General features: G+C 68.3%; 14 protein-coding genes. 11 read left to right on the top strand and 3 right to left on the bottom strand.

Annotated elements, in window-relative coordinates; translation table 11 throughout:
- Positions 1-85: 85 nt before the first annotated feature.
- A complete protein-coding gene (locus ACFVXA_RS08625; protein WP_390024344.1) occupies positions 86-1,243 on the bottom strand; it encodes an acyl-CoA dehydrogenase family protein in 1,158 nt (385 codons plus the stop codon).
- Between the two features lie 588 nt (positions 1,244-1,831).
- Here ACFVXA_RS08625 and ACFVXA_RS08620 point away from each other — a divergent pair.
- Positions 1,832-2,194: a hypothetical protein gene (locus tag ACFVXA_RS08620; RefSeq protein WP_362025375.1), complete on the top strand. Its 363-nt coding sequence runs from the start codon at positions 1,832-1,834 to the stop codon at positions 2,192-2,194.
- 66 nt (positions 2,195-2,260) lie between these two features.
- Here ACFVXA_RS08620 and ACFVXA_RS08615 read toward each other — a convergent pair whose 3' ends face one another.
- The gene (locus ACFVXA_RS08615; protein ID WP_390024436.1) at positions 2,261-2,470 is read right to left on the bottom strand and encodes an IS3 family transposase; all 210 of its coding nucleotides are present in this window, start codon (positions 2,468-2,470) and stop codon (positions 2,261-2,263) included.
- A gap of 573 nt (positions 2,471-3,043) precedes the next feature.
- Between ACFVXA_RS08615 and ACFVXA_RS08610 the strand changes: the two genes are divergently transcribed.
- The 6 genes from ACFVXA_RS08610 to ACFVXA_RS08585 all read left to right on the top strand — a co-directional run bounded on the left by ACFVXA_RS08610 (position 3,044) and on the right by ACFVXA_RS08585 (position 11,720).
- Positions 3,044-4,264: a sensor histidine kinase gene (locus tag ACFVXA_RS08610; protein WP_390024342.1), complete on the top strand. Its 1,221-nt coding sequence runs from the start codon at positions 3,044-3,046 to the stop codon at positions 4,262-4,264.
- A 989-nt stretch (positions 4,265-5,253) separates the two neighbouring features.
- Positions 5,254-6,081 carry a TetR/AcrR family transcriptional regulator gene (locus tag ACFVXA_RS08605; protein ID WP_390024340.1) on the top strand — a complete coding sequence of 276 codons (828 nt, stop codon included), beginning with the start codon at positions 5,254-5,256 and terminating at the stop codon, positions 6,079-6,081.
- A 291-nt stretch (positions 6,082-6,372) separates the two neighbouring features.
- Positions 6,373-7,815 carry an aldehyde dehydrogenase gene (locus ACFVXA_RS08600; RefSeq protein ID WP_390024338.1) on the top strand — a complete coding sequence of 481 codons (1,443 nt, stop codon included), beginning with the start codon at positions 6,373-6,375 and terminating at the stop codon, positions 7,813-7,815.
- A 14-nt stretch (positions 7,816-7,829) separates the two neighbouring features.
- On the top strand, positions 7,830-9,377 hold the full coding sequence (locus ACFVXA_RS08595) for an AMP-binding protein (RefSeq protein ID WP_390024336.1): 1,548 nt from the start codon (positions 7,830-7,832) through the stop codon (positions 9,375-9,377).
- Complete coding sequence (locus ACFVXA_RS08590; RefSeq protein WP_362025394.1) at positions 9,374-10,624, top strand: cytochrome P450; 1,251 nt, start codon at positions 9,374-9,376, stop codon at positions 10,622-10,624. The genes ACFVXA_RS08595 and ACFVXA_RS08590 overlap by 4 nt, the downstream gene beginning before the upstream one ends.
- Before the next feature lie 4 nt (positions 10,625-10,628).
- Positions 10,629-11,720, top strand: coding sequence for an NAD(P)-dependent alcohol dehydrogenase (locus ACFVXA_RS08585; RefSeq protein WP_390024333.1), 1,092 nt, complete (start codon positions 10,629-10,631; stop codon positions 11,718-11,720).
- An 81-nt stretch (positions 11,721-11,801) separates the two neighbouring features.
- Here the strand turns inward: ACFVXA_RS08585 and ACFVXA_RS08580 are convergent, their stop codons facing one another.
- Entirely contained in the window at positions 11,802-12,734 is a 933-nt protein-coding gene (locus tag ACFVXA_RS08580) for an aminoglycoside phosphotransferase family protein (protein ID WP_390024331.1), read from the bottom strand.
- 476 nt (positions 12,735-13,210) lie between these two features.
- Here ACFVXA_RS08580 and ACFVXA_RS08575 point away from each other — a divergent pair, with 476 nt between their 5' ends.
- From ACFVXA_RS08575 to ACFVXA_RS08560, 4 genes are all read left to right on the top strand, one after another.
- Positions 13,211-14,572, top strand: a complete 1,362-nt coding sequence (locus tag ACFVXA_RS08575) for a bifunctional o-acetylhomoserine/o-acetylserine sulfhydrylase (RefSeq protein ID WP_390024329.1) — start codon at positions 13,211-13,213, stop codon at positions 14,570-14,572.
- A gap of 8 nt (positions 14,573-14,580) precedes the next feature.
- The gene (locus ACFVXA_RS08570) at positions 14,581-15,720 is read left to right on the top strand and encodes a homoserine O-acetyltransferase (RefSeq protein WP_390024434.1); all 1,140 of its coding nucleotides are present in this window, start codon (positions 14,581-14,583) and stop codon (positions 15,718-15,720) included.
- A gap of 187 nt (positions 15,721-15,907) precedes the next feature.
- On the top strand, positions 15,908-16,693 hold the full coding sequence (locus ACFVXA_RS08565; RefSeq protein ID WP_384024623.1) for a calcium-binding protein: 786 nt from the start codon (positions 15,908-15,910) through the stop codon (positions 16,691-16,693).
- Between the two features lie 124 nt (positions 16,694-16,817).
- Positions 16,818-17,522, top strand: coding sequence for an AAA family ATPase (locus tag ACFVXA_RS08560; RefSeq protein ID WP_383908098.1), 705 nt, complete (start codon positions 16,818-16,820; stop codon positions 17,520-17,522).
- Positions 17,523-17,833: the final 311 nt, after the last annotated feature.

Genomic DNA, 17,833 nt, shown 5'->3' with positions numbered 1-17,833 from the left:
GCTGGTGTCGGGGGGATTGGGCTCTGGGTGGTGTTGGGGAGTACTGGGGTGTTGGTGGCCTCCGGGCCTCCGGGCCTCCGAGGTCTCAGAGGCCGAGCGACTTGGCGATGACGATCTTCATGACCTCGCTGGTGCCGCCGTAGATACGAGAGACGCGGGTGTCCGCGTACAGGCGGGCAATCGGGTACTCGGTGATGTAGCCGTAACCGCCGTGCAGCTGAAGGCACTTGTCGATGACTCGGCCCGCGACCTCGGTGCAGAAGAGCTTCGCCTTCGCGGCGTCGGCAATGGTCAGTTCACCCGCGTCGTGCAGGTCCAGCGCACGGTCGGCGAACAGGCGGGCGGCCTCGGTCTCGGTGGCGCACTCGGCGAGCACGAACTTGGTGTTCTGGAAGGAAGCGACCGACTTGCCGAAGACCGTGCGGTCCTTCACGTAGGCGATGGCATGCCTGAGCGCGGCCTCGGCTGCGGCCGCGCTGCCCAGCGCGATGGCCAGACGTTCCTGGGCGAGGTTGTGGGAGAGGTAGGAGAAGGCCTTGCCCTCCTGGCCGAGCAGGTTCTCGGCGGGCACCTTGACGTCGCTGAACGAGAGTTCAGCGGTATCGGTCGTCTTCAGGCCGATCTTGTCGAGCTTGCGGCCGACCGCGAAGCCCTCCGACGCGGTCTCCACGCACAGGATGGACAGCCCCGCCCGGCGGTCCCCCGGGTCGAACGGCGTGGTGCGCACGACGACCAGGATCAGATCGGCGAGAACGCCTCCGGTGATGAAGGTCTTGGCCCCGTTGACGACGTAATGCCTGCCGTCCTCCGACAGCGTGGCGCGGGTACTGATGTTCGCGAGATCGGAGCCGGTGCTCGGCTCGGTCATCGCGATGGCGGTCATGATGTCGCCACGCGCGAACCCGGGCAGCCAGCGCCTCTTCTGCTCCTGGGTGGCGTACGCCATCAGGTACGGGAGGATCAGGTTGGCGTGCACGGAGTAGCTGCCGAACGAGACGCCGGCCCGGGTCAACTCCTCCGTCACGACGGCCTGGTACTTGTAACTGGTCTCGCCCGCGCCACCGAACTCCTGCGGCACCTCGATGCCGAGCACGCCCAGGTCGCCGAGCCTGCGGTAGAAATCGCGCGGCGGGTGGCCCACTTGCTCCCACTCGCGGTGGACGGGCACGACCTCCTTCTCGATGAAGTCCCGCAGTGTCGCGCGGAACGCCTCGTGATCCTCGTTGAACACCGTACGGCGCACGGCAGCCTCTTCTCGTCCTCGCGTCGAACTGCGTCGCGGTAGCGCCTGCGCCACAGTATCTGTGTTGAACGTTCGTTAAGTTAGTGTGAGGTGTGGAACCTGTCCACGTTCCGAACGGGTGACCTGCTTCACGCGGGCCGCGGCGGTCGGGGCGCCAGCCGCCACGGCGGTCGAGCTGGTGTGTTCACTGGTTCGGGTGTGCTCCCCCATCCTTCGCAGCCCGTTGCGTCGGGCATGCACCACCGTGCGGGCCGGGCAGGTGCAGGCGAGGCAGGGCATCTGTGGGCGTATGACGCTCGAAAGGCGGGCGGGGGCCTCGTGGACGCGTGCCGTTCAAACGGCATGGTGTTCTTTCGACGTTTGTATGCCTGCCTGGCCTGCGGTTGGCTCAATGCGGTACTGACGCCGGTGCGCGCGCTAGCGTCTCTCCGGACGAACGAATGGCTCTTGCTTGCTGCGTGCTTGAGGAAGGGAAACAGGATGAAGCACGGGTTGCGGGTCTGTGTGACAGGGCTTGCCGCTTTGGCCGTGGCAGGCGCTGGCACGTCGACTGCTTTCGCCCGGGGCGACGACTCCGGAGGTCAGATCGTGATCGTGAACAGCTTCAACCACAACAGTGCGGGCGCGGACGGCCTCGTCGGTTTCGGGAACACGGGGGGCTCCAACCCCAACCCCATCCCGCCGTCCGGCGCTGTGACCACCGAGTTCGTCAACGGTCCTGATGCCACCATTCCCGCCGGCGGTGGCACGGCCACGTCGGTGGCCTCCTGCCCGCCCGGCTCGGTGCTGACGGGCGGCGGCTTCAGCCCGCCCAACCCGCTCGACGCCACTGTGGTCTCCTCCGAGGCCACCGGACCGGCCCAGGCTCCGACCGGCTGGCAAGTCATCATGCGACCGAACGTGAGTGGCATCCCGACCTCGTTCCACGCCCAGGCCGTCTGCGCGCACTGACAAGGCTTGAGGTTCCCCCGTTGTGCGGGAGTGCTGATCAGCTGGTCAGGGCGGGGTGACGGGGTTTCAGGTTCGCTTGTTCGGCGACGCCTGGTCGGTGTGATGCCTCTCCTCGAACTCCATGGGGCTGAGCGAGCCGAGCCGGGCTTGGATACGCCGGCCGTTATAGAAGCCGTCGATGTACTCGAAGAGTGCAAGGTTCGCCTCGGCAAGAGTGCAAGGTTCGCCTCGGCGCGGGTGCCGAAGACGCGGTGCCGCCGGCAGCGCGCAATCCACCGGACCGGCACCGGGGGCCACCCTTCCCGAGCAGTCCCCTACCGCGAAAACGCGCCCGCAGGGCTTCGGCTCCCGGTGCCGTACGCCCAGCCTGCTCGCCGCACGGGGCCGTCGGGGGGCAGGCCGGGGGTGTGAGCAATGCGCCGACCGTCGTGCACCAGCCCTCGCACACGGGCGGCCGGAGAGCCACCCTCGGTACGCGCGGCGTTGGCCAAGATCCTGGACACCGCCTTCAGCGACCACGACGTCATGGTGTTCTGCGGACGGAGGGCGTCAGCGACTCCGAGGGCTACCCCGACGGAACTACGAGCACCTGCTGTGGTGGTCGACCTGGCACCGCCGCCATCAACATCACGCTGACCTTTGCCACCGACACCGCACCATGATCAGAAGGGCCGGCCACGGCTATCTGCCGCGGCGGTGTCATGCGAGACAGGAAGGGCAGATCTCCAGCGAATATTCGGGCTGCGGATCCATAAACGGCGGAGTAACGTTTGCAGGGATTCGGAGTACGAAGTTCCGGAGTCGCCCCCAACGAAACACGGGTCCGGGTGACCGAAAATGCTGAATCCTATGAGCAGCATCGGCGAGGTAATTCGCGGGCATGAGCAGCGCAGTCTTCAAGCTCAGTGCGTGCTGCGCCTCTTTATTCTCGGCCTGGTGTGTATCAACGAGGCTGAACTCGTTCCTGGAGGCGCTAGATGGACCGCATCCTTGGTCATAACGTGCTTCTACGGAACCTGGCTGGTCCTGTTGGTCACCAGGGTCGCCATGCACCGCAGGGTTCCCGGCCAGGTGCCCTGCATTATAGTCGATACCGCTGCACTGACATCGATTCTGGTCGTCACGGGAGGATTCCAGGAATTCCATGCGCCATCCACCGGATTGGACTACTTGGACTACGCATACCTCCTACTTCCCATTCTCACAGCATTTCAAATTGACCCCCGCACAACACTGCTCGTGTCGATCATAGAAACTGGCGCTTGGCTGTGCGGAGCGGGATTCACGACGATCAACCCCGACTGGACGCTAATAAGGCACTTTGCACTGCTCTCCGGCGTTGTGGGCCTGGCATGCGTATTCATCTCTGCCATAAATAAGTCCCGGGTCCTGGCAATAGCAGATCTGGCAGAGACCAGGGCGCACCTGCTCGATGAGAACATCGCCATCGAGGAACGCGAAAGGCTGGCAATGTCAGAAGCCATCCACGACGGGCCGCTGCAAATACTGCTCGCTACACGTCACGACGTCTTGGACATTCGCGAACAATTCGCATCAATGCCTGAGGGATCCAGCACAGTGGAGCGCGTCGACAGAAACGTACAGATGGCCGTGGCCGACCTGCGGACCGTCATCCGCGGCTTGCACCCGACGGTGGCACAAGAAATTGGCCTGGTCGAATCAATTCAAAACCTCGCAAACATTTCGGCGCAAAGAGGAGGGTTCAACCTTGAATTCTGTGATGAGCTCTCAAGGCACGATGCGCAAATCCCCGATCGCATCCAAAAAGTTGCCACAAGTGCGGTTCGAGAATTTTTGGAGAACGCCATAAAGTACTCGAGAGCGCGAAACCTACGTGTCGCATTGAGACTTTCCGAGAAAGTGCTGCACCTCGAAGTGAGCGACGACGGCGTCGGTGCGCCTACTGCCCAGCTGCGCTCCAACCTTCGGCAGGGACACATAGGGATCGCTTCTCAACGCGCGCGAGTCGAAAGCGTGGGCGGAAACATTTCGATTCACGGATCCGAAGGGAACGGCGTGACGGTGATGATGTCTATTCCGCTCGAGTGAACGCTTTTTATCCCTGCGGAGCGTGTCAGGGCTTGTTCAAAGGCGTGGGCCCCTGCCGAGGTCACAGGCCGTTTTCCCCGGACGCGACGTCCGGCGTTCCCCCGAGAGCCTGCGTCGCAGGAGCGGCAGCGGGCCTTCACCGAAGGCCGGTGCCGGCGGCTGGGCTTTCGCGGCTCCAGCCTCACCGGCCAGATACACGGACGGAGGGGACCGGGTGCCGGGGCGAGCTGAAGGAACTGCTCCGACCAGTCCAGCGGATCAGGAACGGCCAGTTCGCCTGGGCGGCGGTCATGGAGCGCGCCGCTGGAAAGGTCGGCCGCCACGAACCCCCGGGCCGGGCGTGGTCGGCGTGGCTGTGCGGCGACCACCTCGTGTCCGAGCTCCGCGAGGTGCTGCGGCGTTCAGGCAAGTCTGGGCAACTTCGAGCGGGCCTCCGGCGTACATCTGCACCGGTTCGCCCCTCACCCAGTCCTTCGGGTGACGACCCCGTTGTCGAGGTGCGGCGGATCGGCACTGCGCCGAGGATTCGAGCCCGAGAACTGTGGTGGTTGATCGAGCCGCGTCGGCCATGCTGGGCTCCCGGCTCTGGAGGAAGTGACGCCACTGACGTGGCGGCGGCCGATCTCCGGGGGCCCCCACCAGCGTCGAACATTCGTTAAGTTACGAGGCCGGGTCTCACCGTGTCCAGCCTCCGTGGTTCCCTGCCTCGCGTCGCCCGAGCCATTCCCCACGGCCCAACCCACGGGCCCTGCCCGTCCGTCGAACTCAAATACGTCCGTCCGGCAGGTTGACCAATCCCTCCAGCCTCACTACGTTCCAGCACTGAACGTTCGATAACTTCGCGGCCCCTTGGGCGAGGGGCCCAGTGGCGGTCAGGCGCACTCAGGGCGGCTTCACTCTGCCGTCGCTCGCCCATGCGCCGACGGCGTGACTGAACCCTGTGGGCCACATCTCACCGGCTGTGATCGCGCCACGGAGAGGAGACAGCGATGAAGCGGGCTCACCGGCTGGAGGAGATCCAACGCCTGGACCCGGAGCACGACTTCGAGCAGATCCACCGCGCCGAGCGTGGCCGCAGCTCCGCGGGCAACACGTCCGCCAGCTCCACCGCCTTGGACATCGGGCGACCCGTGGGACCGGGCAAAATAGCGGTCATGTCACATGTCTCGGCAGGGTCTGGGCGCGGGCGTCCACCGGACCCCGACCTCCAGGCAAGGGTCTTCGCCGCGACGCTGGACCTGTACGCCGAGGTCGGCTGGGCCCGGTTCAGTCTCGATGTGCTGGCCCGGCGGGCACGGGTGGGCAAGGCCGCCCTCTACCACCGCTGGGGCAGCAAGGAGAAACTGATCGTGGACGCTCTCGCGGACCGCCGCGAGCGCATGCCGAAGCTGGTGGAGACAGGATCGCTGCGCTCGGACCTCGTGGCCATGGCACGTCATATCCTCGCCGATCTGCTGGGTCACGACGGCCTGTTGGTGTTGCGCGCCCAGGTCGAGGCCAAGGTCTATCCCGATCTCTTCGGCCGCGAGATGGAGCGCGTGACCCGCTGGCGCGCCGGGATCGGCCGGCCCATCGTGCTGCGAGCCGTTGACCGCGGCGAACTCCCCCGGGAGACCTCACCCGCCCTCATCCTCGACGCGGTCGCGGGCATCCTCACCAACCATGTCCTGTCGACGCCCGCCGACAAGCTGCCCGACCTCGCCAAGGCCGGTGACGTCTACACCGAACGCATCGTCGACTTCGTTCTCGCCGCGGCCCGGATCGGGCCGGTCAGTCCTCATCCCCCGTCCACCGAAGCCGAAGGTTCCATCGGGTGACGCCGGATGAGGGGCCGCTGACCGACCGGATCCGCGTGCGGAGCGACCGGGTGGGGTCTTCGCCCGGGGTGCCAAGGACGCGCCAGGAGCGCCGCGTCGTCGGTCTGTGCGCTCAACACCGCCTGATCGTCGGGTAGTTCGGGGCTCGTCGGCCGGTCCGACCGTGTCGTGCGCAGAGTCTTGCTCCGATCTGGACTTGTCCCTAGCGTTCCCAATATCGGACGTTCATCGTCTGAAATATCCCCCCGCCGCCCCCCTTCCCTCGGCTGGGCGATCAGTGAGGAGTGGACCTTGAAGCACACGCATGACTCGCTGTTCATCGGCGGGCGATGGCAGTTGCCGATCGGCACCCGCCGCATCGAGGTGTACTCGGCCAGTACCGAAGAGCCCCTGGGCAGCGTGCCGGAAGCCGGGGAGGGCGACATCGACCGCGCGGTGGCCGCGGCGCGGGAGGCGTTCGACGATCCGTCCGGGTGGGCGAGCTGGAGCCCGGACCGGCGCGGAGAGGCGCTGGAGCGGTTCGCGACGGCGTTGGCCAAGCGCGGTGAGCAGTTCGCCCGGCTGGTGAGCGGCCAGAACGGCATGCCGATCAGCATCGGCCGGATGAGCGAGGCGGTGTCGGGCCGGCTGCTGGTGCCGTACTTCGCCGGGCTGGCCCGCAGTGCGCCCGCGGAGGAGACCCGGGCGTCACTGGTCGGCGGCAGTACGGTCGTCCGCCGCGAACCCGTCGGTGTGGTGGCCGCGATCGTGCCGTGGAACTTCCCGCAGACGCTGACGTTCTTCAAACTCGCGCCGGCCCTGGCCGCCGGATGCACCGTGGTCGTCAAGCCCGCGCCGGAGACGGTGCTGGACGCCTTCCTGCTCGCCGAAGCGGTGGCGGAGGCCGAACTGCCGCCCGGTGTGGTCAACATCGTGCCGGCCGGCCGGGAGGCCGGCGCCAGTCTGGTCCGGCACCCAGGAGTGGACAAGGTGGCGTTCACCGGGTCGACCGAGACGGGACGGAAGATCGCCGAGGAGTGCGGGCGGCTGCTGCGACCGGTGACGCTCGAGCTCGGCGGCAAATCCGCGGCGATCGTCCTGGACGACGCCGACCTCGCCGGGCAACTCAGCGCGTTCTTCTCCGCGACGCTGCTCAACAACGGTCAGACCTGCTACCTCGGCACCCGGGTCCTCGCACCGCTCAGCCGCTACGGCTCGGTCGTCGACATCCTCACGGGCCTGGCGTCCTCGCTCCAGGTCGGCGACCCGCTGGACGACGCCACCCAGATCGGCCCACTGGTGTCCCGGCGGCAACGCGACCGGGTCGAGGACTACATCGCCAAGGGCATCGGCGAGGGCGCCAGGCTCACCACCGGAGGCGGGCGGCCCGCGGGCCTGGACCGCGGCTGGTTCGTCCAGCCGACGGTCTTCGCCGACGTGGACAACTCCGCGACGATCGCCCGCGAGGAGATCTTCGGCCCCGTACTGTCGGTGATCGCCTACGACGATGTCGACGAGGCGGTGGCGATCGCCAATGACTCCGACTACGGACTGGCCGGCAGCGTGTGGACCGCCGACCCGGAGCGTGGTCTGGACGTCGCCCGCCGGGTCCGGACCGGCACGATCGGCGTCAACGGATACGCACTTGATCCGGGCTCACCCTTCGGCGGCGTCAAGGCCAGCGGCATGGGCCGTGAACTCGGCCCCGAAGGCCTGACCGCCTTCCAGCAGCTCAAGTCGATTTATCTCCCGTAGGCGAGGAGCCTCATATGCATCTCGGGAAGGTCGCGGCCGACCATCCGGACAAGCCCGCAGTGTTCATGGCCGGTTCGGGGCTGACGGTCACCTTCGCGGAACTCGACCGGGCGGCGAACCGGTTGGCGCACGTGCTGTACGACGCCGGGCTGCGACCCGGGGACCACATCGCGTTCATGCTCGAGAACCGGTGGGAGTTCCTGGCCGTCGCGTGGGCGGCGCAGCGGTCCGGCCTGTACTACACCGCGGTCAGTCCGAGACTGCAGGCCGACGAGTGCGCCTACATCGTCGACGACTGCGGGGCGCAGGTCTTCGTCGCCTCCGCCGCGGTGGCCGAGATCGCGGTGGAGCTGTCCGCTCGTACGCCGCGGGTGCGGTTGCGCCTCATGCTGGACGCGGCAGCCGAGGGCTTCGTCTCCTACGAGGAGTCGACCGGAGCCGCTCCCGCCACTCCCCTGCCGGGCGAGCTGGAGGGCGCGGACATGCTGTACTCCTCGGGCACCACCGGCCGGCCCAAGGGTGTCAAGCCGGCGCTGCGGCTGGACCCCATGGGCACCCCCGACTCGCTCGCCAAGCTGGTGTCACTGCTGTTCGCGCCCGCCGAGGACTCCGTCTATCTGTCCCCGGCTCCGCTCTACCACGCCGCGCCCTTGCGGTACTGCCTGACGATGCAGCGGTTCGGCGTGCCGGTGGTGGTGCTGGAGTCGTTCGACGCCGAGCAGGCGCTCGCCGCGATCGAGACGTACCGCGTCACCCACAGCCAGTGGGTGCCGACGATGTTCATCCGGATGCTGAAGCTGCCCGCCGAGACCCGCGCCCGCCACGACCTGTCGAGCCTGCGGTACGCCGTGCACGCCGCCGCACCGTGCCCGATCCCGGTCAAGGAGCGGATGATCGAGTGGTGGGGGCCGGTTCTGCACGAGTACTACTCCGGCACGGAGGCGGCCTGCTTCACCTACGTCGACTCCGCCGACTGGCTCACCCACAAGGGCACGGTGGGCCGGACACTGGTCGGCCGGCCCCATGTCTGCGACGCGGAGGGCGCTGAGCTCCCGCCGGGCGAGGTCGGCATTCTCTACTTCTCCGACGGACCCGAGTTCGAGTACCACGGGGACCCGGCCAAGACCGCCGCCACCCGCGACCCGAAAGGGCGCGGCTGGGCCACTCTCGGCGACGTGGGCTACCTGGACGAGGACGGCTTCCTCTACCTCACCGACCGGCTCTCCCACATGATCATCAGCGGTGGCGTGAACGTCTATCCGCAGGAGTCCGAGAACGTCCTGGCCATGCACCCCAGGGTCATCGACGTCGCGGTCATCGGCGTACCCGACCCGGAGATGGGTGAGCAGGTCAAAGCGGTCGTACAGCCGGAGTGCATGGACGAGGCGGGACCGGAGCTGGCCGCCGAACTCATCGCCTACTGCCGCGACCACCTGGCCCACTACAAGTGCCCCCGGTCGGTCGACTTCCGCGCCGAACTGCCGCGCCACCCCACAGGAAAGCTCCACAAACGCGTGCTCCGTGATGAGTTCGCCAAGAACGAGCAGGAGGTCACCCCATGACGATGACCGTGAGGGAGGCGGGGCTCGCCCTCGCCGAACCGGCCGCGTACGCCGATGAGCCCCGGTTCCACGAGGCGCTGGCTCTGCTGCGCCGGGAGGACCCCGTGCACCGGGTCGAGGCGGAGGGGTACGGGCCGTTCTGGGCCGTGACCCGGCACGCCGACATCCTGGAGATCGAGCGGAACCACACGCTGTTCCACAACGCTCCCCGGTCGCTGCTGGTGCCCGCCGAGATGGACGCCCGGCAGAGGCAACGCGAGGCGGAGGGAACGGCGTTGCGCACGCTCGTCCACATGGACGACCCGGAGCACCGGGTGGTCCGGGCGATCGGCGCCGACTGGTTCCGGCCCAAGGCGATGCGCGCCATGCAGCAACGGGTGGACGAGCTGGCCCGCACCTATGTCGACCGGATGGCCGAGTTGGGCGGCGAGTGCGACTTCGTCCAGCAGATCGCCGTCCACTACCCGCTGTATGTGATCCTCTCGCTGCTGGGGCTGCCCGAATCGGACTTCCCGCGCATGCTCAAACTCACCCAGGAGCTGTTCGGCGAGGGCGACCCCGAACTGCGGCGCGGCGCCGAGGCCGACGACGTCCTGGCGACGCTGCTCGACTTCTTCACCTACTTCCAGGATCTCACCAACGCGCGCCGGGCCGCCCCCACCGACGACCTGGCGTCGGCGATCGCCAACGCCCGCGTCGACGGTGCGCACCTGTCGGACATCGACACTCTCTCGTACTACGTCATCATCGCCACCGCCGGTCATGACACCACCAGCTCCACCATTTCCGGCGGCCTGCACGCGCTCATCCAGCACCCGGGTGAACTGCGCCGGTTGCGCGACGACCCCGCCCTGCTGCCGACCGCCGTCGACGAGATGATCCGCTGGGTGACTCCCGTCAAGGAGTTCATGCGCACCGCGACCGCCGACGCCCGGGTCGGTCAAGTCCTCGTGCGGGAGGGCGAGTCGGTGCTGTTGTCGTATCCGTCCGCCAACCGCGACGAGGACGTCTTCGACGAGCCGTTCCGCTTCGACGTCGGCCGTGACCCCAACAAGCATCTCGCCTTCGGCTTCGGTGTCCACTACTGCCTCGGCGCCGCCCTGGCCCGGATGGAGACCCGCTCCCTGTTCGCCGAACTGCTGCCACGGCTGGAGTCCGTCGAACTCGCCGGCCGGCCGGAGTGGGCAGCCACCACCTTCGTCGGCGGTCTCAAGCGCCTGCCCATCCACTACACGCTGAAGGGTTGACCGCATGTGGACCGACGCCGCAGTGCTCCGCGCCGAGGGCGCGCCGTACACCATCGAACAGGTCGAGCTCGACGACCCCGGTCCCGGCGAGGTCCTCGTCAAGATCGCCGGAACCGGTCTGTGCCACACCGACCTGCTCGGGCGCACCGAGCTGATCGGGAAGCCGGTGATCCTCGGCCACGAAGGCTCCGGGACCATCGAGGCCGTCGGAACCGGAGTCACCACGCTCTCGGTGGGAGATCCCGTGGTGCTCTCCTTCGACTCCTGTGGCACCTGCGCCAACTGCCGGGCCGCGCACCCCGCCTACTGCGCCGAGTTCTTCCCGCGCAACCTCACCGGACTGGCCGCCGACGGCTCCCACTGTGCCACCGGCCAGGACGGCAAGCCGGTCGCCGCCCGGTGGTTCGCCCAGTCCAGCTTCGCCACCCACACCATCGCGACGGCCCGCAATGTCGTCCGGGTGGAGCGCGACCTCCCGCTGGAACTGCTCGGGCCGCTCGGCTGCTCCCTGCTGACCGGCGCCGGCTCGGTGTTCAACTCGCTCGCTGTCACCCCAGGTTCCAGCATCGCCGTGTTCGGCACCGGCGGAGTCGGACTCGCCGCCGTGATGGCCGCGGGCGTCGCCGGGGCCGCCACGGTCATCGCCGTAGACCTGCACCAGGGCCGCCTCGACCTCGCCGCCGAACTCGGCGCCACGCACACCATCAACGGCTCCGACGCCGACATCGCCGCCCAGATCCTCGCCCTGACCGGCGACGGCGCACAGTACTCCCTCGACACCACGGGCGTCCCCTCCGTCATCACCACCGCCGTCAACAGTCTCCGTCCCACCGGCATGTGCGGGCTCGTCGGCATCCAACAGGGCGACCTCGTCCTGGACCCCTTCGCGCTGGCCGGCGGACGCACCCTCACGGGCATCCTCGAAGGCGACGCCGTCCCTCAGCTGCTCGTCCCACGCCTCATCGCCCTGTGGAAACAGGGCCGCTTCCCCTTCGACAGACTCATCACCACCTACCCCCTGCACGAGATCAACCAGGCCGAGGCCGACACCACCACTGGCGCAAGCATCAAACCGGTGCTGATCCCGGCCTCGTAGCTGCTCCACGTGATCTTCCGCGGGTTCGAGAACCTGGTGCCAGGTCGGCTGCATCGGCTGCATCTCTGTTCACGCCTTTGTTCAGGAACGCTCGGTGAGCACTTCCGCCAAACGGTCCGCGCATGCGGTGAGCCAGTCCAGTCGTGGTCCGCTGCGGGCCATACGGAAGCCGCGACGGCGGCCCGAGAAGGCAGCCTGGACCGCATGCAGCTGGGCCCAACGCCGGACGCGTTCGCGATCGAGTTCCGCGGCATCGGCGAAGACGTCCAGAGTGCGGTGGACAGCCTTGCGCAGGTCGTCCGCTTCGACGAGCCTCACCACGCGCGACTTGATCAGCGTACCGCCGTCATAGGCGGGGTCTCCTGCGTACCCCTTGGGGTCGACGGCGAGCCATGGCTCCCGATCCGCGCGGAGGATGTTTCTGGCGTGGAGGTCGCCGTGGACGAGGATGTCCGGCTGGGCGCGGCCCAGCTCGCGGACGGTCGCGAGGGCGCCGTCCACCACGTGACCCGGCAGCGCGTGCGTCAGCTCCTCCGCGTCCCTGCGCAGCTGCTCCTCCCAGGCGTCGGCCTGCTCCCGCAACCGGGGCAGACCGGGCGGCGCGGGGAGGGCCAACCGGCGGTTGATCCGCCCTGCGACCGTGGCCGGCCCGTCGCCGTCCTCGATCTCCGCCAGGGCCGGCGCCCCGGCCCGCTCGAGCAGCATCGCGAACCGCTCGTCGTCACGCTCGTGCAGCAGGACAGCCCCGCGCCCGCCCCACGCCGCGAACGCGTCCGGCTCATGGACGTTGCCGTAATGCGGAAACCACACCTTCAGTACGAAGGCCTCCCCGGTCCGCCCTCGCACCGGGACGATCACCCCGACACCCCCGTGCATGACCTCGCCGTCCGGCACACACTCCCAGCGCTCCAGCAGCTGGTCCACGAGCCTGGGCAACTCGGCGAGCCACGCCGCTCCGGTCTCTCCTTCGCGCTCCACGGTGCTCCGCTTGAACGCGTCCGGTACCCCGATCATTCGGGCACCTTACGCGCCGCGCAACGCCGGAATGCTGCTGGAACGCAAAGCCGGCGCGGGCGCGCCACCCTGCGCCCCTGCCGGTTGAGTTGTGCGATCGGACCGAGCCGCCGCCACCGAGAACTTCCGTGCCGCACCAGGACAGTTGGGCCTGCTGAGCTGGTCCGTTACCCCGTCCCTTTGGGCAACGGACCGATGAGTCCGCGCGCATCATTGCGGCTCCGTGAACAATGCCCGACCTCACGTGAGGTCTCTGGTGCGCGCTGTCGGGGATGTGTTTCCCTGGCCGCATGACCTCGCTCGTGACCTGTCGCCACGCCCACTGCGTGCGTGTCGCGAGCTGCGCCTGTCCGGCCTCGCGCTGATCTCGCGGGCCGGCGGTTGACCGGCCCTTCTCTCGCCCACGTACAGCCGGAATCCCAGCACCTCTCCGCGCGCTCGCGCATGCTCGGCGCGCCCCCGCACAAGGGAGAACCATGAGCCAGCCCCTCGACTCCGTCACCGCGGGTCACACCCCCGAAGAAGAGCCCACCGGGCCTGATACCTCCGCATGGTCGTTCGAGACCAAGCAGATCCACGCCGGCGCGGTGCCGGATCCCACGACGGGCGCCCGTGCGGTGCCGATCTATCAGACGACGTCCTTCGTCTTCCGTGACACCCAGCACGCGGCCGACCTGTTCTCGCTGGCCGAGCCGGGGAACATCTACACCCGTATCCACAACCCCACGCAGGATGTCTTCGAGCAGCGCGTCGCCGCGCTCGAGGGCGGCGTGGCCGCGGTGGCGCTGGCCTCGGGGCAGGCTGCGGAGACCTTGGCGATCCTGACGCTGGCGAGCTCCGGCGACCACATCGTCTCCAGCACGTCGCTCTACGGCGGTACGTACAACCTGTTCCGGCACACGCTGCCCAGGTTCGGCATCGAGGTGTCCTTCGTCGACGACCCGGATGATCTCGACGCCTGGCGTGCCGCCGTGCGGCCCAACACCAAGGCTCTGTTCGCCGAGACGCTCGGCAATCCCCGCGACAATGTCCTCGACGTCCGGGCGATCGCGGATGTCGCCCACGAGTCCGGCGTCCCGCTGATCGTGGACAACACGGTGCCGACGCCCTATCTGCTGCGGCCCATCGAGCACGGAGCCGACATCGTCGTCCACTCGGCGACCAAGTTCCTCGGCGGGCACGGCACCACGATCGGAGGCGTCGTCGTCGACGGTGGCACCTTCGACTTCGGCGCCCACGCCGACCGGTTCCCCGACTTCAGCGAGCCCGACCCCAGCTACCACGGCCTGCGGTACTGGCCTGCTCTCGGCCCGGGCGCCTTCGCCATCAAGCTGCGCGTGCAGTTGCTGCGTGACATCGGACCGGCCCTCTCGCCGCACTCCGCGTTCCTGCTGCTCCAGGGCGTGGAGACACTGAGCCTGCGCATCGAGCGGCACTCCGCCAACGCCCAGGCCCTGGCCGAATGGCTGGAGCAGCGCGACGAGGTCGCCGCCGTGCACTACCCGGGGCTGGAGTCCAATCGCTGGTACGAAGCCGCCCAGCGGTACCTTCCGCGCGGTGCCGGAGCGGTACTCGCGTTCGAACTGCGGGACGGGGTCGAGGCCGGCAAGCGCTTCGTCGACACCGTCGAACTGTTCAGTCATCTCGCCAACATCGGCGACGTACGCAGCCTGATCATCCATCCGGCGTCCACCACGCACAGCCAACTGGACGAGGAGCAGTTGGCGGCCACCGGCACCTCCCCCGGCCTGGTACGCCTCTCGGTCGGCATCGAGAACCTCGCCGATCTGAAGGCGGACCTGGAAGCGGGGTTCCGCGCGGCGAAGGCCGCGTCCTGAGTACGGCACTGACGCCTTCCGCGGTCTCCCTCCCGCCGGCCACCGGGGCCTGGCGGGAGGGAGACCCGCCGGGACGACGCCAATGGCACGTCCAGGAGGAGCCGTTGGCGCTGGAGGCGGCCGGTGAACTGCCCGGTGTGCGGCTCGCGTTCGAGACCTGGGGGCGACTCGCGCCGGACCGCTCCAACGCGGTGCTCGTCCTGCACGCGCTGACCGGGGACAGCCACGTGAGCGGAGCCGCCGGCCCGGGTCATCCCACGCCCGGTTGGTGGAACGGGCTCATCGGCCCCGGCCTGGCACTGGACAGCGACCGCTGGTTCGTCGTCGCGCCCAACGTGCTCGGCGGCTGCCAGGGCAGTACGGGCCCGTCGTCGACCCGGCCGGACGGGCGCACCTGGGGCGGCTCGTTCCCGTATCTGACACAACGCGACCAGGTCACCGCCGAGGCCGACGTGGCGGACGCGCTGGGCATCGACCGCTGGGCTCTGGTGATCGGTGGCTCCATGGGCGGCATGCGCGCTCTCGAATGGGCGGTGTCACACCCGGAGCGCGTCGCCTCCCTCCTCTTGCTGGCCTGCCCGGCGGCAGCCGGCGCCGAGCAGATCGCGTACGCCAACATCCAGCTGCACGCGATCCGTTCGGACCCGGGCTGGCACGGCGGCGACTACCACGACGCGGGCCCGGGCAACGGCCCGCACACCGGCCTCGGCCTCGCCCGGCGGCTGGCCCATGTGACGTACCGCAGCGAACGAGAACTCCAGACCCGCTTCGGCCGCACCCCGCAAGGCGCCGAGGATCCCTGGCACGGAGGCCGGTTCCAGGTGGAGTCCTATCTCGACCACCACGCCGCCAAGCTGATACGCCGCTTCGACGCCGCCAGCTATGTCGTACTGACCGAGGCGATGAACAGCCACGACATCGGCCGCGGCCGAGGCGGCGTCCAGACAGCCCTGCGCCGCGTGACGGCCGACACGCTGGTCGCCGGAGTCGACTCCGACCGCCTCTACCCCCTGACCCAGCAAGCCGAGTTGGCGAACGGCATCCCCGGCTCCGATCGAGTCCGCGTCATCGAGTCCCCTTCCGGCCACGACGGATTCCTCAACGAAACAGCACAAGTCAGCGCGCTCATCAGCGAACTCACCGACTGAACTCGGCCGAGGAAGCAGCGGAACGGCCATCGGAGTCGCCTCCCGTGCAAGGGCTCCGTCGTGTCGTACACGCCACTGCCGCTTTCGCTGTGAAGGAGCTCGGGGAGGGCTGTCGGATCCGTATGCTCAGGGAGCTGTTTCGGTCCCTGTCCGGTTTCGGGCGTTGAACCCTTCTCTATGAGGACGCATGCTCATACGTTCTGTCGTCGCCGCTCTGTCGGGCGCACTGGCCCTCTCCGCTCTCGTCGTTCCGTCCGCCCACGCGGACGCGGGCGAAGGGGACACCCAGGTCACCGAGGTGGCGGTCAACGACGGCAAGCCGGTGGTGGTGGGCGCCACCGGGGCGAAGACGTTCACGCTCCGCATCACCGCTCGCGACGACTCGGGGATCAGCGACGCCTACGGGTGGCTGTACCACGGCCCGTTCGACAACCCCGACGGCTTCGCCGGACCCGGGTCCGAGGCTCCCCTGACCTGTACTCCTGTCTCCGCAACCGTCACCGACTCGGTCTGCACCGCGAGCATCACGGTCACCCCGGTTTCGAGCCTGACCAACACCCACGCCGGTACCTGGCACGTGTGGACCTCCGTGGACGCCAAGGACGGGGACTTCGTGCAGAAGGACAGCGCGGCCGCCTTCCTGATGAAGCGTGCCGCCAGGCTCACCGCCGACGCCTCTCCGGAACCGGTGGCCAAGGGCGAGGTCATCACCATCAAGGGTGCCCTGAGCCGCGCCGACTGGCACAACGGCAGCTACCCGGGCTACAAGGGCCAGCCGGTGAAGCTCCAGTTCCGCAAGGCCGGCACCACCACCTACAGCACCGTGAAGACGGTGACCAGCGGTACCGGCGGCACCCTCAAGACCACCACGACCGCCGTCGCCGACGGCTACTGGCGGTGGAGCTTCACCGGAACGAGCACCACCGGGGCGGTCAATGCCACGGGTGACTACGTTCATGTGACAGCGGGCTGAACCATGCGGGGCCGCTCGGTTCGCGGCCCGCGCACTCTTGAGGGTTCCCGCGGCCGCCCCCGGCTCCGCCCGGCCTGGGTGGCTTCCGCATTGGTCCACACGAATGATTCACCGGCTCCGCGGGGTGAACGATGAGATCGTGTGCCCCGCGCCGACGGCAGCCGGCCGCTCGCGACGATTAGCGTTGATTCTTGTGTTGATGAGCCATGCGTTTGTGAACCTGAAACCCGGAGTGGGAAAGACGACCAGCGCGGTCTGGTTGGCTCACGCACTTCACGAGTCGGGCCTCCCACCCCTGCTGGTGGACAGTGACCCCGCTTCCTCCGCACTGCGTTGGAGCGAATTGGCGGGTGGCTTCCCGTTTCCCGTGATCGCCCTTCCGGTGGGCGACGTGCACCGGCGCGTGAACGACTTCCTGGGCAACCGGCGGGCCGTGGTGTTCGACGCCCCGCAGCTGGAGGACCACGCCCACATCGCCCGGAGCATCATGAGGTACGCGAGCGAGTGGATCGTGCCGGTGACCCCGGCCCCCATCGAGCTGGACCGCATGGCACCCATCGGCGGCGAGATGGGCGACGTACAGTCGCTGCGTGCCCAGCCGGCCCGTGCCGCTGTCCTGCTGAACCGCACCAATCGTCCCGACGCCACGCGCACCGGTCCCGACGCCGATGCCCGCGAGGCTCTCACCGAGCGGGGCTTCGACGTGCTGTCCACACATATTCCACGGCTCGACCTGTATGCCCAGTCGTTCGGCAGCCCGGTCGAGGTCAAAGGCTCGGCGTACATGGACCTCGCGGACGAGCTCATCAAGCGTCAGGAAAGCATGTGAACCAGCGCAAGGACTCCTACCGAGCCGCGTTGCAGCGCGGACCCGACGTGGCCGCGCCCCGTCACACCAAGGTCACTGAGCTGCACACCCGATACATCCGAGTGACCATCGAGCTCGACCCCGCCCTGCCACGCGACTTGACCCGATGGGTGGGACCACCCGTATCCGCCCTCTTGCGCGCGGGGGCCGCTGTACTGCGGCCCCTGAGAAGTGCCCCATAAGCCCTTTCGCGGAGTACCTCGAGTACCTCGCAGCGACTTCGTCCCACCGGCAGGGCACCGCCCCTGATCCAGGCGGAGGTGCTCGTGCAT

It is taken from the genome of Streptomyces sp. NPDC058246 (genome assembly GCF_042881985.1).
Taxonomy (GTDB): domain Bacteria; phylum Actinomycetota; class Actinomycetes; order Streptomycetales; family Streptomycetaceae; genus Streptomyces.
This window is presented reverse-complemented; position numbering and strand designations above follow the sequence as displayed.

Coding starts and splice junctions, on each gene's coding strand:
- ACFVXA_RS08590 (WP_362025394.1), top strand. CDS start 9,374: ATGACGATGACCGTGAGGGAGGCGGGGCTCGCCCTCGCCGAACCGGCC.
- ACFVXA_RS08585 (WP_390024333.1), top strand. CDS start 10,629: ATGTGGACCGACGCCGCAGTGCTCCGCGCCGAGGGCGCGCCGTACACC.
- ACFVXA_RS08565 (WP_384024623.1), top strand. CDS start 15,908: ATGCTCATACGTTCTGTCGTCGCCGCTCTGTCGGGCGCACTGGCCCTC.
- ACFVXA_RS08580 (WP_390024331.1), bottom strand. CDS start 12,734: ATGATCGGGGTACCGGACGCGTTCAAGCGGAGCACCGTGGAGCGCGAA.
- ACFVXA_RS08610 (WP_390024342.1), top strand. CDS start 3,044: ATGAGCAGCATCGGCGAGGTAATTCGCGGGCATGAGCAGCGCAGTCTT.
- ACFVXA_RS08595 (WP_390024336.1), top strand. CDS start 7,830: ATGCATCTCGGGAAGGTCGCGGCCGACCATCCGGACAAGCCCGCAGTG.
- ACFVXA_RS08605 (WP_390024340.1), top strand. CDS start 5,254: ATGAAGCGGGCTCACCGGCTGGAGGAGATCCAACGCCTGGACCCGGAG.
- ACFVXA_RS08575 (WP_390024329.1), top strand. CDS start 13,211: ATGAGCCAGCCCCTCGACTCCGTCACCGCGGGTCACACCCCCGAAGAA.